Annotated in this window: 13 protein-coding genes; 5 read left to right on the top strand and 8 right to left on the bottom strand. The window is 34.8% G+C overall.

The genetic code is table 11. The annotated features are described in order from the left end of the window. Window positions 1-9: 9 nt before the first annotated feature. Window positions 10-1287, bottom strand: a complete 1278-nt coding sequence (locus EXIGUO8A_RS18295; protein WP_236564521.1) for a type 1 glutamine amidotransferase family protein — start codon at window positions 1285-1287, stop codon at window positions 10-12. Between the two features lie 215 nt (window positions 1288-1502). Between EXIGUO8A_RS18295 and EXIGUO8A_RS18300 the strand changes: the two genes are divergently transcribed. After that, complete coding sequence (locus tag EXIGUO8A_RS18300) at window positions 1503-3128, top strand: long-chain fatty acid--CoA ligase (RefSeq protein ID WP_159304281.1); 1626 nt, start codon at window positions 1503-1505, stop codon at window positions 3126-3128. 48 nt (window positions 3129-3176) lie between these two features. Here the strand turns inward: EXIGUO8A_RS18300 and carB are convergent, their stop codons facing one another. Together carB and rpmH are read right to left on the bottom strand one after the other, a co-directional pair. Continuing rightward, a complete protein-coding gene (gene carB / locus EXIGUO8A_RS18305) occupies window positions 3177-6029 on the bottom strand; it encodes a carbamoyl-phosphate synthase large subunit (RefSeq protein ID WP_159304282.1) in 2853 nt (950 codons plus the stop codon). Window positions 6030-6119: 90 nt separating this feature from the next. Further along, entirely contained in the window at window positions 6120-6281 is a 162-nt protein-coding gene (gene rpmH, locus EXIGUO8A_RS18310; RefSeq protein ID WP_036155072.1) for a 50S ribosomal protein L34, read from the bottom strand. A 267-nt stretch (window positions 6282-6548) separates the two neighbouring features. Here rpmH and EXIGUO8A_RS18315 point away from each other — a divergent pair, with 267 nt between their 5' ends. Continuing rightward, window positions 6549-7064, top strand: coding sequence for a DUF2892 domain-containing protein (locus EXIGUO8A_RS18315; RefSeq protein ID WP_116769341.1), 516 nt, complete (start codon window positions 6549-6551; stop codon window positions 7062-7064). A 2-nt stretch (window positions 7065-7066) separates the two neighbouring features. Here the strand turns inward: EXIGUO8A_RS18315 and EXIGUO8A_RS18320 are convergent, their stop codons facing one another. After that, complete coding sequence (locus EXIGUO8A_RS18320; protein ID WP_159304283.1) at window positions 7067-8023, bottom strand: lytic transglycosylase domain-containing protein; 957 nt, start codon at window positions 8021-8023, stop codon at window positions 7067-7069. Window positions 8024-8089: 66 nt separating this feature from the next. Continuing rightward, a complete protein-coding gene (locus EXIGUO8A_RS18325) occupies window positions 8090-8752 on the bottom strand; it encodes an alpha/beta hydrolase (protein WP_159304284.1) in 663 nt (220 codons plus the stop codon). A gap of 178 nt (window positions 8753-8930) precedes the next feature. On the opposite strand from EXIGUO8A_RS18325, the gene EXIGUO8A_RS18330 reads away from it, so the two are divergent. Next, window positions 8931-9227 carry a GNAT family N-acetyltransferase gene (locus EXIGUO8A_RS18330; protein WP_058103053.1) on the top strand — a complete coding sequence of 99 codons (297 nt, stop codon included), beginning with the start codon at window positions 8931-8933 and terminating at the stop codon, window positions 9225-9227. Window positions 9228-9265: 38 nt separating this feature from the next. Here the strand turns inward: EXIGUO8A_RS18330 and mtaB are convergent, their stop codons facing one another. The 3 genes from mtaB to EXIGUO8A_RS18345 form a co-directional block, all read right to left on the bottom strand. Continuing rightward, window positions 9266-10594 carry a tRNA (N(6)-L-threonylcarbamoyladenosine(37)-C(2))-methylthiotransferase MtaB gene (gene mtaB / locus EXIGUO8A_RS18335; protein ID WP_159304285.1) on the bottom strand — a complete coding sequence of 443 codons (1329 nt, stop codon included), beginning with the start codon at window positions 10592-10594 and terminating at the stop codon, window positions 9266-9268. Window positions 10595-10679: 85 nt separating this feature from the next. Beyond that, window positions 10680-11855, bottom strand: coding sequence for a GlmU family protein (locus EXIGUO8A_RS18340; protein WP_159304286.1), 1176 nt, complete (start codon window positions 11853-11855; stop codon window positions 10680-10682). 144 nt (window positions 11856-11999) lie between these two features. After that, complete coding sequence (locus EXIGUO8A_RS18345) at window positions 12000-12260, bottom strand: type B 50S ribosomal protein L31 (protein ID WP_058103056.1); 261 nt, start codon at window positions 12258-12260, stop codon at window positions 12000-12002. 181 nt (window positions 12261-12441) lie between these two features. Between EXIGUO8A_RS18345 and EXIGUO8A_RS18350 the strand changes: the two genes are divergently transcribed. Then, window positions 12442-12963, top strand: a complete 522-nt coding sequence (locus tag EXIGUO8A_RS18350; protein WP_159304287.1) for a DUF4199 domain-containing protein — start codon at window positions 12442-12444, stop codon at window positions 12961-12963. Window positions 12964-13009: 46 nt separating this feature from the next. Continuing rightward, window positions 13010-13969 carry a glycosyltransferase family 2 protein gene (locus tag EXIGUO8A_RS18355; RefSeq protein ID WP_159304288.1) on the top strand — a complete coding sequence of 320 codons (960 nt, stop codon included), beginning with the start codon at window positions 13010-13012 and terminating at the stop codon, window positions 13967-13969. Window positions 13970-14011 lie beyond the last annotated feature (42 nt).

Genomic DNA, 14011 nt, shown 5'->3' on the forward strand with positions numbered 1-14011 from the left:
TGATGAAATTTATTTATCGGTACAGTTAAAACAACCCATTTCTTCTTTGGTCATTTCAATATCCTCTGAACCTTTTAATGCCGTGGTCAGCCTTTCACTCTTTTTAATCTCGTGGTAAAATTGTGTCGCATATGCTACCAAGTGCTTACGCCTGTTCTTTACTTTTGCTATAAGCTCTTCTCCATCCAATTCATAAATTGACTGCGGCCATACTGTAAATGATGATGCTATTGCATCGTCTGTCAATAATGACTGTAATTTTTCTGCCTCTTTCTTAAAGGTCGATAAAGGAATATCTTGCAGAAAATAAATATCAAAAGGCGAAATTAGACCAGGTAAAAAATCGATTTCCTTTTCAAAACTCTGCACCTCTGGCAAAAAGGCATTGTTAGAGATAAGTGATGGCAAAACACCTTCTAAATTAAAAAAGGCATTATCTCTATCACATGGTAAAGGAATTGCTTTTACGGCATCACCATTATTTTCAATAGCCCAACCCCACTGCTTTGCATGTCTATCCCAATCTCCTATTAAAAGATCGAACAGTCTAGCTCTTACCAATGATTCAGTACTAAGCTCTACCTTGCTCGGATGCTTTATTTTCAGCTCTTGCAAATCGTCAGTATCTATTAATGAATCAACATTCTTTAACTGCAACCACTTAGCATTTCCTTCGGTTTCGTATTCCAATAGAAATAGTCTATTGCCATATTTATGATTATAATCTGAAAGAAACTTTTGTTTTGGCACAAATACTAACTGCGGTCTAGTATTGAGCACACCCACCTTATTAGATAGCTGTGCAACTACCAATGCAGCATACGGATGTTGTGCCGAAATTCCGTCCACAATTATGTTTTCTATACCCAAAGTCTCCGCTATTTTAGGCACCAAGGGAGATGGGTCTTTGGTTACACTCCTTAAAGTCATTAATGTTCCATCCTCTTTCTGTAGTTTTAAAGAATGTGTCTGTTTTCCGCCACCTTCTTCTAAAATTTTAAGTGGATTTTCTTTTTCATTCAAGAATAAAATTGGAACTTTAATTGGTGTTGACCACGCCTCTCTATATTGTTCGCCCTGCATTACGGTTTTTACCCCATTTGCCTCGTACAAAGTACTTGCCGCAATCAAAACTGAATCGTATTGCCTAAAATTAATCTTATCTACATCTGGCATGCCTAAAATTTCGCAAGTTTTAAAGGTCTCTGCGGTACTTGATAGTGACCAATAAGTCAAAGCGGCAAAAACCAATAATAACACCCCAATACCCAATATTAATTTTTTCAAGTTCTTTTATTTAATCTACAATCAAGTTTACCGATAAAATCAAAAAGTTAATTACCGGATAAAATTATTTTTTAACCTAAAAAGCGGTTACACCATACCTCTTAACAGAAGATTATTATTTTTAAATATTAATAGTTAAAATTTTAGTTATATCTTAATTTAATCAAGTATTTAATTTCATATTAATATCTAATTTTAAAATACACCGTATTATCATGAATGGATTAATAATGGATTACCCGCTTACCACAACCACTATTTTAAATTATGCAAAGAGCGCTTTTCCCGATAAAAAATTAATATCCTATTTACCTGATGGAACAAGGCATGAATACACTTATGGACAACTATATAAACGGTGCTGTCAACTTGCAAATGCCTTAAAGAACAAACTTGGAATCACGAAGGGCGATATGGTAGGCACTTTTGCCTGGAACCACTATCAGCATGTAGAACTGTATTACGGCATACCAGGCATTGGCGCTGTTTGCCATACAATAAACATTAGACTATCATCGCAACAGACGGAATTCATTATCAATCATTCTGAAGACAAGGTCATATTTGTTGATGCTACATTAGTGCCTCTTTTAGAAAAAATTGCCCCTCTATTGGAAACCGTAGAAAAGTACATCATTATAAATGCGGCTTCGGGTTTCACCACTTCCCTGCCTAATATTATGCATTATGAAGATTTAATTGGTGAGCAAATAGAAACCATAGACTGGCCTTCCTTAAATGAAAACGATGCTAGCGGTATGTGTTACACAAGCGGCACTACCGGTATGCCAAAGGGTGTGCTATACTCACATAGATCAACATACTTACACGCCATGACCATTCTTACCCCAAATGCCGGCAATTACAGTAATAAGGACACAATTTTACTCATTGTACCACAGTTTCATGTTATGGCTTGGGGTTTTCCCTATATGTGCCTTTTAACGGGATCAGATATGGTAATGCCATCTCTACATTTACAACCCGATGCGATCATAAAAATTCTAGAAAGCGAAAAGATCAATAAGGCTAATGGGGTACCATCTATATGGAGAGGTGTTTATGAAGCAATGAAAAAGAATCCGCCAAAAACTAAATTAGCTTTAGAGGAATATCTTGTTGGTGGTTCTGCCCTATCTGCAAGTCTTATTGAAAATTTTGAAAAAGATTTTGGTATTAAAGGTGTACAAGCCTGGGGAATGACGGAAACCTCTCCCTTAGGTACCGCTAGTAGATTACAGCAAAAGCATGAGAATCTTAGCGAAAAGGAACAAATTAAAATAAGAGCAAAACAAGGAATTGAATTTCCCGGTATAGAAATGCGTATAGTTGGCGATGATGGCGAAGTTGCTCCTCGTGATGGGAAAACAATGGGAGAATTACAAGTGAAAGGTGCTTGGGTCATAAAGTCCTATTTTAAAACCAATAGCCGAGATAGCTTCACGAAAGATGGATGGTTTAGAACTGGAGATGTCAGTACAATCGATGCGGATGGCTACATGGAAATTACTGACCGTACTAAAGACTTGATTAAAAGTGGCGGAGAATGGATTTCTAGTGTCGCCCTTGAATCGGCATTAATGTCACATCCAAAAATTAGTGAAGCAGCCGTTATTGCCATACCCGATGAAAAATGGTCAGAAAGACCGTTGGCCACAATAGTTTTAGCAGACAAAAATAATACTGTTTCAAGTGAAGTGCTAAAAGAATATTTAGCAAAAGATTTTGCGAAGTATCAAATTCCTGATCATTTTGTTACTATAGATCAAGTACCCAAAACTAGTGTGGGTAAATTTGACAAGAAGGAAATAAGAAGATTGTATGCAGAAGGAAAACTCTAATATTTTAGAGTTTTCCTTCTGCTTTTCAAGATTAGTCTAATTATAGGACTATTTACTTAAATACATTTTACGTCTAGCATAAAGATTGTAAAATTCATCATCTTTTAGGCTATCTATAAATAAAATACTCTCTCCTGTACTCTTCATTTCAGGTCCTAAATTCTTGTTCACATTTGGGAATTTATTGAAAGAGAATACTGGTTGCTTAATAGCAAAACCTTCTAGTTGCGGATTAAAATTGAAGTCTTTCACTTTTTTCTCGCCTAACATTACCTTGGTTGCATAATTTACATAAGGCTCTTTATATGCCTTAGCTATAAAAGGAACCGTTCGAGATGCTCTTGGGTTTGCCTCGATTATATAAACAACTTCATCTTTTATCGCAAACTGTATATTAATCAACCCAACTGTATTCAATGCCAAAGCAATCTTCTTGGTGTGATCTTTTATTTGCTGCATAACCAACTCACCTAGGTTAAATGGTGGCAAAGTGGCATTTGAATCTCCTGAATGAATTCCACATGGTTCAATATGTTCCATGATCCCAATGATATACACATCTTCACCGTCACAAATAGCATCCGCTTCCGCTTCAATAGCGCCATCTAGGTAATGGTCTAACAACAGTTTATTGTTTGGTATTTTTCTAAGAAGATCCACTACATGTTCTTCTAACTCTTCTCTATTAATAACAATCTTCATTCCCTGACCACCTAAAACATAAGACGGTCTTACCAATAATGGAAAATCTAATTCATCCGATAGCGCTAAAGCCTCATCGGCTGTTTCTGCAACACCAAATTTTGGGAACGGAATATCATTTTCTTTTAAAAGATCGGAGAAGTTACCTCTATCCTCTGCTAAATCTAAAGCTTCAAAACTAGTCCCTATGATCTTAATCCCATATTTAGATAACTTTTCAGCAAGCTTAAGTGCAGTCTGCCCGCCTAATTGAACTATAACCCCTTCTGGTTTCTCATGACGGATAATGTCATAAATATGTTCCCAGAAAACAGGTTCAAAATACAGTTTATCTGCCGTATCAAAATCTGTAGAAACTGTCTCTGGGTTACAGTTGATCATAATGGTTTCATAACCACATTCTGCAGCGGCTAACACACCATGAACACAGCAGTAATCAAACTCGATACCTTGACCTATTCTATTTGGACCGGAACCAAGAACTACAATTTTCTTTTTATCGGTAACAATACTATCGTTCTCTACATATCGTGTGCCATCTGGCTTTTCTATTTCTTCTTCAAAAGTTGAATAGTAATATGGTGTCATTGCTTTAAACTCAGCTGCACAGGTATCTACCAACTTATAAACTCTATTGATATTGAGTTCTGTTCGCTTATTGTATACTTCACTCTCATAACAATCTACCATATGCGCAATTTGTCTATCGGCAAATCCTTTTTGCTTTGCTTCTAACAACAAATCTTTTGAAAGTGTAGCAATGGTATATTTTGAAATCTCTTTTTCCAAAAAGTGCAGTTCTTCATATTGCTTTAAGAACCACATATCGATTTTGGTAATTTCATGAATACGACTTAATGGAATACCCATTTGAATGGCATCATAAATTACAAATACACGATCCCAACTTGGTATGGTAAGCTTACTTATGATCTGTTCATAATTTTTATATCCTTTACCATCTGCACCTAAACCATTTCTCTTAATTTCTAACGATTGAGTTGCTTTGTGCAAGGCTTCTTGAAAAGAACGACCTATTCCCATTACCTCTCCAACAGATTTCATCTGAAGACCTAAGGTGCGGTCAGAACCTTCGAACTTATCAAAGTTCCAACGAGGAATTTTTACGATTACATAATCCAACGTTGGCTCGAATAATGCCGATGTAGATTTTGTAATTTGATTATCCAACTCATCTAAAGAATAACCTATAGCTAATTTTGTAGCAACTTTTGCAATAGGGTAACCCGTAGCTTTTGATGCCAAAGCTGAAGATCTTGATACACGCGGATTAATTTCAATTGCAATAATATCTTCATTTTCATCTGGACTAACGGCAAACTGTACATTACATCCTCCTTCAAAATCACCGATACTACGCATCATTTTGATAGCCATATCTCGCATCTTCTGAAAGGTTCTATCGGATAATGTCATTGCCGGTGCTACCGTTATGGAATCGCCTGTATGTATACCCATTGGATCCATATTCTCAATAGTACAGATAATAACTACGTTATCGTTTTTATCGCGAAGAAGCTCCAACTCATATTCTTTCCACCCCATTAGGGCTTTATCGATCATTACCTCATGTATAGGCGAAATCTCCAAACCATAACTTAATTGCTCGTCAAAATCTTCTGGCTTGTATACAATAGATGCTCCTGCACCACCAAGGGTATATGAAGCACGTATTACTAAAGGAAAACCAAATTCCTGAGCTATTTCTTTTCCTTTTAAGAAAGAAGTTGCCGTTGCTTGTGGTGCCATGCCAACACCAATTTTCAACATTAACTCTCTAAACTGCTCTCTATCTTCGGTAATGTTAATTGCATCAATATCTACACCGATCAATTCGACACCGAAATCTTCCCAAATTCCTTTTTTATCGGCCTCTATACACAAGTTCAATGCGGTTTGACCTCCCATAGTTGGTAAAACGGCATCAATTTGTGGATGTGCTTTTAAAATTTCCACAATCGACTTAGTTGTCAAAGGTTTTAGATAAACATGATCGGCCATCGATGGATCGGTCATAATGGTCGCTGGGTTACTATTTATCAAAATAGTTTCGATACCATCTTCACGTAACGAACGTAAAGACTGACTACCTGCATAATCAAATTCACATGCTTGACCGATAACTATAGGACCTGATCCTATTAATAAAATGGAGTTTAAATCTTTTCTTTTTGGCATTTTTAAAACTTTGTATTTTGGGAATTGGACAAAAAAAAGGTGTTACTTTCAGAAAAGTAACACCTAAATATTTTTAAAACAATGAAATCATTATTTTTTATGACTTGGTTCAGAGGAAACAGTTAACTTCTTTCTTCCTTTTGCTCTTCTTCTTGCAAGAACTTTTCTTCCATTAACGGAAGCCATACGCTCACGAAAACCGTGTTTGTTCTTTCTTTTTCTCTTTGATGGTTGAAACGTTCTCTTGCTCATCGCCTATATAATTAAATGCTTTGTATTAATTTTGAAATTCGTCCTTTTCAAAGGACAGGTAAAACTGGGCGCAAATATACAAAGAGTTTTTGCTTTAGCAAGGGTTATGAAAAAAAATATTTTTATAAATCCGTACGTCTGAAAACGAAGCTTTTGATTAATTTTGCCCGAATTCAATTTTTGCCTTGAAACCGCTTTATTTTAATAGGGTTTTGATAAAAATTAAAATTTCAATTTAACGATCAACTAGATTAAAATACTCAAAATATGTTCAATAAAAATTTAAAATTAGTTATTGCAGGACTAATAATTGCCTACGCCGTATACCAATTTATAGAAGGTAATATTGGAAATGGTATATTTCTTATCCTATTCTCTTTAATATTTATATTCCTTTATTTTAGAAATGAAATCATTCTCTTGGCATTTTTAAGAATGCGTAAGCAAGATTTGACCGGAACAAAAAACTGGTTAGATAAAATTAAAAACCCTGAAGCTGCATTAACCGTTAAACAACAAGGTTATTATAACTACCTACACGGTATCATTTTTTCACAAACCAATTTAACCCAGGCGGAAAAATACTTTAAAAAAGCATTAAAGCTAGGTCTTACGATGGACTATGATGTTGCTATGGCAAAACTTAGCTTGGCAGGCATATCTATGCAGAAACGACGCAAAAGAGAAGCTACTACATTATTGAACGAAGCAAAAAAGCTAGACAAAAACAATATGTTGACGGATCAAATTAAAATGATGCAGCAACAAATGAAAAAAATCTAAATTTATTTGGTTCCTCGATAATATCCTTTATTCGGAATTTCTATAGTATACTTTTTTCGAGAACTATTATTTAAATGCGCCTCTCTCAACCATGGGTTATGGCGCTTTAATATTTTATAATTGATTTCGTACTCTTGAGCAAAGTCGGCAAAATCAGCAACTGGCTCATCTATTTCTACCGTAAAAGTAGGTACAGCCTCGTACATGTCTTCTTTTTCTATATGAAAACCATACTTTTCAGGATTAGAAAGAATCTCCTTTATAGCCATAATTCTGAACACATATCTACCGGTTTCACTACCCAGCAATAAATCCCAATAATTATCAACTTGCTGTATACCCATGTATTTGTTGATCGCACCAGGACCTGCATTATAAGCAGCTGCCGTTAAAGCCCAGCTACCATATTTATTCTTCCATCTATTTAAATACTTACAAGCTACTTCTGTAGATTTTTCTAGGTGATAACGTTCATCTACGTTAGAATTTACTTCAAGACCATACTCCCTACCCGTACCTTTCATAATTTGCCAAAATCCTGTAGCCCCAGCAGGAGAAACCACATTTGTTAAACCGCTTTCTGCAACAGCCAAATATTTAAAATCATCTGGAATACCATTTTTTGCTAAAATCGGCTCTATAACCGGAAAATATTTATGAGCTCTTTTAATAAGTAAAACGGCATTTGACTGCCAGTATGTATTCACCAAAAACTCACGATCAATTCTTTCTAAAATCTCTGGATCATCTTGTGGAACCACTTCCCCCGCGAAATTTAAATTCTCAGGTATCTCAATAGACGAAATTTTATATGATTTTGCCACATTTTTCTGAACACTATCATTTACCACTAAATTGTCTTTAACAACGGCTGCATTGGTATTACCCACGGCAAATATCAATGTACCCGCAACAAATACCACTCCTAACAACATCAATACATTCTTAATAGTTTTCATGAATTTTATTTTTTAATTTGTTTCTACCCACTTTTATAGTCTACCAAAGGTATATATAGAACTATCTTATTCCAAAATAATTGTTGGCAAGTTCTCGTTAAACCATTTTGCCCTATGAATTATCATGGTATGGGTTCCATTCTTAACCCGAATACAATTGGATATATGATTTATTGGAAAAACAGTGTCTTTCTCCCCATGAATATGTACCAATTTATCACACGGTACTTCTTGATTCCAATTTACCAATTCATGAATACACCAATCTATATAATTTTTATCTCTAATTGACAGATACTTTTCATATAACGACAACCTCTTGGTTACGCTTTCACCAAAGGCATATTTGGCAACTAATTCTACATTATTGATCAACCCTGTGGGAAGCAATTTATGTATACTGGTGTATCTTGCAAACAACATTCTTTTTGGTAGCTCATGTCGCGTTTTTACACTTGAAACGATAATTACCTTTTTTACCTGTATATATTTGGTCATTTCTTGTACCAGAAGCCCACCTAATGACACACCTAACAACACCACATTATCTTCATTGATTTCTCCGCTCATTTTCTTTGCATAGTCAGTAAAGGAAATACCCTTTGTAGGAATAATCCATTCTAAAAAATGCAACACAAATTTATCTTGTGGTAGATTTAAATACTCAAATATAGTAGGACTTGCAGCCATACCCGGCATACAATACAAATGAATTCTATTATCTTTCATAGCCATGAAACGTAGTAAAAACTAGGAAATTAAGTAATTTTTAACTAGTTTTGTAAGAGAATGTGAAAAACACTTTCTTTTCATTGTGTTTAATTTTTTATAGCATTTCTAAATGACAAAATTACGATATGAGAACATCGTAATTTTTTTGTCTAATAACAACACTAAAATTATCTATATGAACGATGTTATCATTAATGACAATTCTTTTCTGCGCCAATTTGAAACTACCGTAAACGGTCATCTTGCGAGAATTGAATACTCTTCTCAAGAACGAAAAGTCTTTCTTACCAAATTGGTAGTTCCAGAAGAAATTACAGACGAGAGTTTTAGAGAAAACTTCATCAAAGCCGTTCTAAGTATTATTCAAGAAAGAAACCTTAGAGTTGTTCCAACTAGTCCGCATATTGCCGGATTTCTTCGTAAAAACCGAAGACAGTACAAAGAGATGTTACCGATAGGTATTCGAATCTAACAAAATTTAAAAGCCTTTCTTTTACGAAAGGTTTTTTTTTATACTTCTACTTCTTCTTTTACAAAATTAAACCGAACCAAACCATCAGCATCAATTTCCGTAAGCTGCACTTTATGTAAAGTATTGACCAATGCAGGATTCCATGGTGCTTTTACCTTTACATAGTTTTCGGTAAAACCATGTATGTAACCTTCTTTGTTTTCCCCTTCAAACAATACGGTAAGTTCATTACCGAGTTGGCTTTCGTAAAACGCCCTTCTTTTCTTTACGGACAAGCCTCGTAACATTTTACTTCTCTTGTTACGTATCTTATTCGGCACCACACCGTTCATAGTAGCCGCCGGAGTATTATCTCTTTCAGAATAGGTAAATACATGTAGGTAAGAAATATCCAAATCATTTAAAAAATGATAAGTCTCTAAAAAATGTTCTTCCGTTTCACCCGGGAAACCGACGATAACATCTACACCAATACAACAGTTTGGTATCACCTCCCTAATCTTAGAAACACGTTCTCTATAGAGATTGGTCATATACCTACGCTTCATTAATTTTAGAAGATCATCACTACCGCTTTGCAACGGAATATGAAAATGAGGTACAAAAGTTTTACTTTGAGCAACAAACTCAATGGTTTCGTTTTTCAAAAGATTTGGCTCAATTGACGAAATTCGAAGACGGTGAATACCATCCACATCATCCAACGCCTTTACCAAATCCAAAAAAGTATGCTCGTGCTTTTTATTACCGAACTCCCCTTTACCGTAATCACCTATATTAACACCTGTGAGCACAATTTCCTTTATACCTTGTTCAGAAATATCTGCAGCGTTCTTAAGTACATTTTCCAGCGTATCGCTTCGAGAAATACCTCTTGCCAGTGGTATAGTGCAATAAGTACATTTATAGTCACAGCCATCTTGAACTTTTAAAAAAGCCCTTGTTCTATCACCAATAGCATAACTACCAACATAAAAATCTGCATCTGCAATTTCACACGAATGCACTTGACCATGATCATTTTTGGTTAAATCGTTTATATAGTCGGTTATCTTAAATTTTTCAGTAGCCCCCAAAACCAAATCGACACCATCAACATCTGCCAGTTCTTCAGGTTTTAACTGCGCATAACAACCAACAGCAGCTACAAATGCATCAGGATTAATTTTTTGAGCCTTTTTTACAATCGTCTTAAATTTCTTATCGGCATTATCTGTCACAGAACATGTATTAATAACGTACATATCCGCTTCTTCGGAAAAGTCCACCCTTTCAAAACCTTCATCTGTAAAGTTTCTGGCAATGGTAGAGGTCTCTGAAAAATTCAACTTACATCCTAAAGTGTAAAATGCCACTTTTTTCTTCATCTAATCATCTCTTTGAGAATGCAAAAATACTTAATCTTATATTAGCTTAAAAAATTACAACTAATTGGTAGTCAGAATTAAGCAATTAGTACTTTCTCCATTTCTTTGTTATTTCAAATACATGTGTCAAAATATCGGCTTCAACCTCATTAAACTCCACTCCTCTTCTAGCCATCATTACCTTAGCTGCATCAAATGCTTTTGCCGGTTGATAGGCTGTAAAACCAGAAGCACCGCCCCAACTAAAACTAGGAACAAAATTTCTTGGAAAACCCGGAACATATATATTTGAGTTTACACCAATTACAGTCCCCGTATTGAACATGGTATTTATGGCCGTTTTGCTATGATCACCCATCATTAACCCACAAAACTGTAATCCCGTTTGTTCAAAACGTTCTGTTGCATAGTCCCATAAACGAACTTTTGCATAATTATTTTTAAGATTAGAGTTATTGGAATCCGCACCAATGTTGCACCACTCCCCTAATACGGCATTACCTAAATACCCTTCGTGACCTTTACTAGAGTAGCCAAAAATAACGGAGTTACTTACTTCACCACACACCTTACTATATGGCCCAATAGTTGTTGCACCATAAAGCTTACCACCCATTTTTATAATTGCATTGTTGCAAAGGGCAAGGGCTCCTCGCACAAGACTTCCTTCCCATATTTCGGAATTCTTCCCTAAATAAATAGGTCCGTCAGTTGCATTGAGTATACTAAATTCAACCTTGGCACCTTCTTCAAGAAATATACGCTCTGGGTGAATCAATTGATTTGTTTCTGAAATAGGTTGACTTTTTCTTCCTTTGGTGATAAAATCAAAGTCAGATTGTAAAATCTCGGCATTCTTATCAAAAATATCCCACGTATTATTAATCTGAACCAATTCTCCTGCAAACTCAGCTATTTTAAAAGAAGTCAATTCATCATCAGATTTTGCCGAATCACTTGAATAAGCTATGGTTAAATCCCCTAATTTTAAGACCTCGCCGCTATTTAAAGATTTTACTGCTTTAAGCAAATTATCATTAGGCAAAACCGATGCATCTATAAATATATTTTCACCTTTTATATTGACGGGATATTTAATACTTAAATAGTCTTCTGTTAGAGATGAAATGGAATCTTTTAAATATGCTTCCCACCTTTCACGAAGCGTTAAAATACCAACGCGAATTTCTGAAACCGGACGGGTAAAAGTAAAAGGCAATAAATGATTCCTACGCGGACCATCAAAAAGAATAAAGTTCATACAAGATGATTTTTTTTCAAAATTAACAATTATCCTTTGAGCGTTTATATATAATGGACAACTTCCATTATTTAAAAGTTAAAATAAAAAGAAACGCCTTCGAAAAATTCGAAGGCGTTATATTTATCTAAAGAAATAAAATGATTATTTCTCTTCTTTCGAGAATTTCTTGTACTTGTTCTTGAACTTATCGATACGACCGGCTGTATCCAATAATTTGGCTTTACCAGTGTAAAAAGGGTGAGAAGTTCTTGAGATTTCCAATTTTACCAATGGATACTCAACACCATCAACCTCTAAAGTTTCCTTTGTATCCGCTGTAGATTTTGTTAAAAATACCTCTTCGTTAGACATGTCCTTAAAGGCCACGATTCTATAATTTTCTGGGTGTATATCTTTTTTCATTTTAAAAACTTTAACGCACCCATTCCGACGGGCACTCATTTTAAGGCTGCAAAAATAGTGAAATTCTATAAATGAACAATTACAAATCGTAAAAAAAACAAAAATAATATTTCATCACATTTGTAACAAAATAAACCAATACGATACTAATAAATAAATCAACCTATAATCACAATATCAAATGGAAGAAAATCAACCTAAAACAGGAAAATTTGCACTTATTTTTGGAGGGCTGTCAGGAATTACCGGAGTAGTCTTTTCGGTATTGCTTTATATAATGGATATGCAGTACGAACAAGGATTTGCAATTCAAGTAATTCAATTTCTTATTCTAGCCACATTTGTTGTTCTTGCTATAATCCAATTTAAAAAATCTAATTCCGGATTACTTAAAGTTATAGAAGCAGTAAAAATTGCTCCTGGAGTAGCTGTTATAAGCTTTATAATAGGAATTATTTGGTTCCTTCTATTTTCAAATGTTATAGAACCGGACTTTATGGCTAAAAGCGCCGAAATGGCAAAAATTAAAACATTAGCCGAAAATCCTAAAATGACTCCTGAACAATTTGATCAAGGAATGAAAGTACAACAGGATTTCTTTTGGGTTATAATGTGTGTTTTTATGCTTATTTCCGCAATTTTTGCGACTATAGTGGGGCTAATCACCGGATTAATCTTGAAAAAAGAAGAAGCAGCTTATTAATACTAAGTAATTGTAGTATTTTTGGAGATAATACCAGAAGTCGCGCATGCAATTATCAATAGTAATTCCTTTACTTAACGAAGAAGAATCACTTAAAGAACTTCATGATTGGATTGTATCTGTAATGCAATCCAATCATTTTTCTTATGAAATACTTTTTGTCGATGACGGCAGTACAGATAATTCTTGGAACATAATTACAGAATTATCCAACCAAAATCCCTCGGTCAAGGGAATCCATTTTTTACGAAACTTTGGCAAATCGCAAGCATTGCATGCCGGTTTTAAAGCTGTTGAAGGAGATGTTATCATCACCATGGATGCCGATTTACAGGATAATCCAGAAGAAATCCCCGAGTTATATAACATGATAACCAATGAAGGTTATGAATTGGTTTCTGGATGGAAAAAGAAACGCTACGATTCAGTAATATTTAAAAATACACCTTCTAAACTGTTCAACTGGGCCGCTAGAAGAACTTCCGGTGTTCGCTTACATGATTTTAATTGTGGTCTAAAAGCCTATGCAAAAAATGTGGTCAAGAATATTGAAGTTTCTGGCGAAATGCACAGGTATATTCCGGTATTGGCAAAAAATGCGGGCTTTTCCAAAATTGGGGAAAAGGTCGTTCAACACCAAGCGCGTAAATATGGTAAAACAAAATTTGGAATGGAACGTTTCATAAATGGTTTTCTAGATTTATTGACCATTTGGTTCGTTTCTAGATTCGGTAAACGACCTATGCACTTATTCGGTGCATTGGGCGTTTTAATGTTTTTAATCGGATTCGGATTTGCTTTATATTTAGGGATAGACAAACTATTCATAAATAAATTTGGAAGATTACTCACAGACCGACCACAGTTCTATATTTCACTGGTTGCCATGGTTATAGGAACTCAATTGTTCTTAGCCGGTTTTATTGGTGAAATACTAATACGTTCAAAGAAAGAAGAAAAGAGATATATAATATCTAAAGAATTGAACACGACTCTTTTAGAATAATAAAATTCTCATTAACTTAAATGCACATAAAACTATAAACCT

Source organism: Maribacter litoralis, from assembly GCF_902506355.1.
Lineage (GTDB): Bacteria > Bacteroidota > Bacteroidia > Flavobacteriales > Flavobacteriaceae > Maribacter > Maribacter litoralis.

Excerpts from the sequence above, each read along its gene's own strand:
- EXIGUO8A_RS18350 (WP_159304287.1), top strand. The coding sequence starts at position 12,442 with ATGGAAGAAAATCAACCTAAAACAGGAAAATTTGCACTTATTTTTGGA.
- EXIGUO8A_RS18345 (WP_058103056.1), bottom strand. The coding sequence starts at position 12,260 with ATGAAAAAAGATATACACCCAGAAAATTATAGAATCGTGGCCTTTAAG.
- EXIGUO8A_RS18355 (WP_159304288.1), top strand. The coding sequence starts at position 13,010 with ATGCAATTATCAATAGTAATTCCTTTACTTAACGAAGAAGAATCACTT.
- rpmH (WP_036155072.1), bottom strand. The coding sequence starts at position 6,281 with ATGAGCAAGAGAACGTTTCAACCATCAAAGAGAAAAAGAAAGAACAAA.
- EXIGUO8A_RS18300 (WP_159304281.1), top strand. The coding sequence starts at position 1,503 with ATGAATGGATTAATAATGGATTACCCGCTTACCACAACCACTATTTTA.
- EXIGUO8A_RS18320 (WP_159304283.1), bottom strand. The coding sequence starts at position 8,023 with ATGAAAACTATTAAGAATGTATTGATGTTGTTAGGAGTGGTATTTGTT.
- EXIGUO8A_RS18330 (WP_058103053.1), top strand. The coding sequence starts at position 8,931 with ATGAACGATGTTATCATTAATGACAATTCTTTTCTGCGCCAATTTGAA.
- carB (WP_159304282.1), bottom strand. The coding sequence starts at position 6,029 with ATGCCAAAAAGAAAAGATTTAAACTCCATTTTATTAATAGGATCAGGT.
- EXIGUO8A_RS18325 (WP_159304284.1), bottom strand. The coding sequence starts at position 8,752 with ATGAAAGATAATAGAATTCATTTGTATTGTATGCCGGGTATGGCTGCA.
- EXIGUO8A_RS18340 (WP_159304286.1), bottom strand. The coding sequence starts at position 11,855 with ATGAACTTTATTCTTTTTGATGGTCCGCGTAGGAATCATTTATTGCCT.
- EXIGUO8A_RS18315 (WP_116769341.1), top strand. The coding sequence starts at position 6,549 with ATGTTCAATAAAAATTTAAAATTAGTTATTGCAGGACTAATAATTGCC.
- mtaB (WP_159304285.1), bottom strand. The coding sequence starts at position 10,594 with ATGAAGAAAAAAGTGGCATTTTACACTTTAGGATGTAAGTTGAATTTT.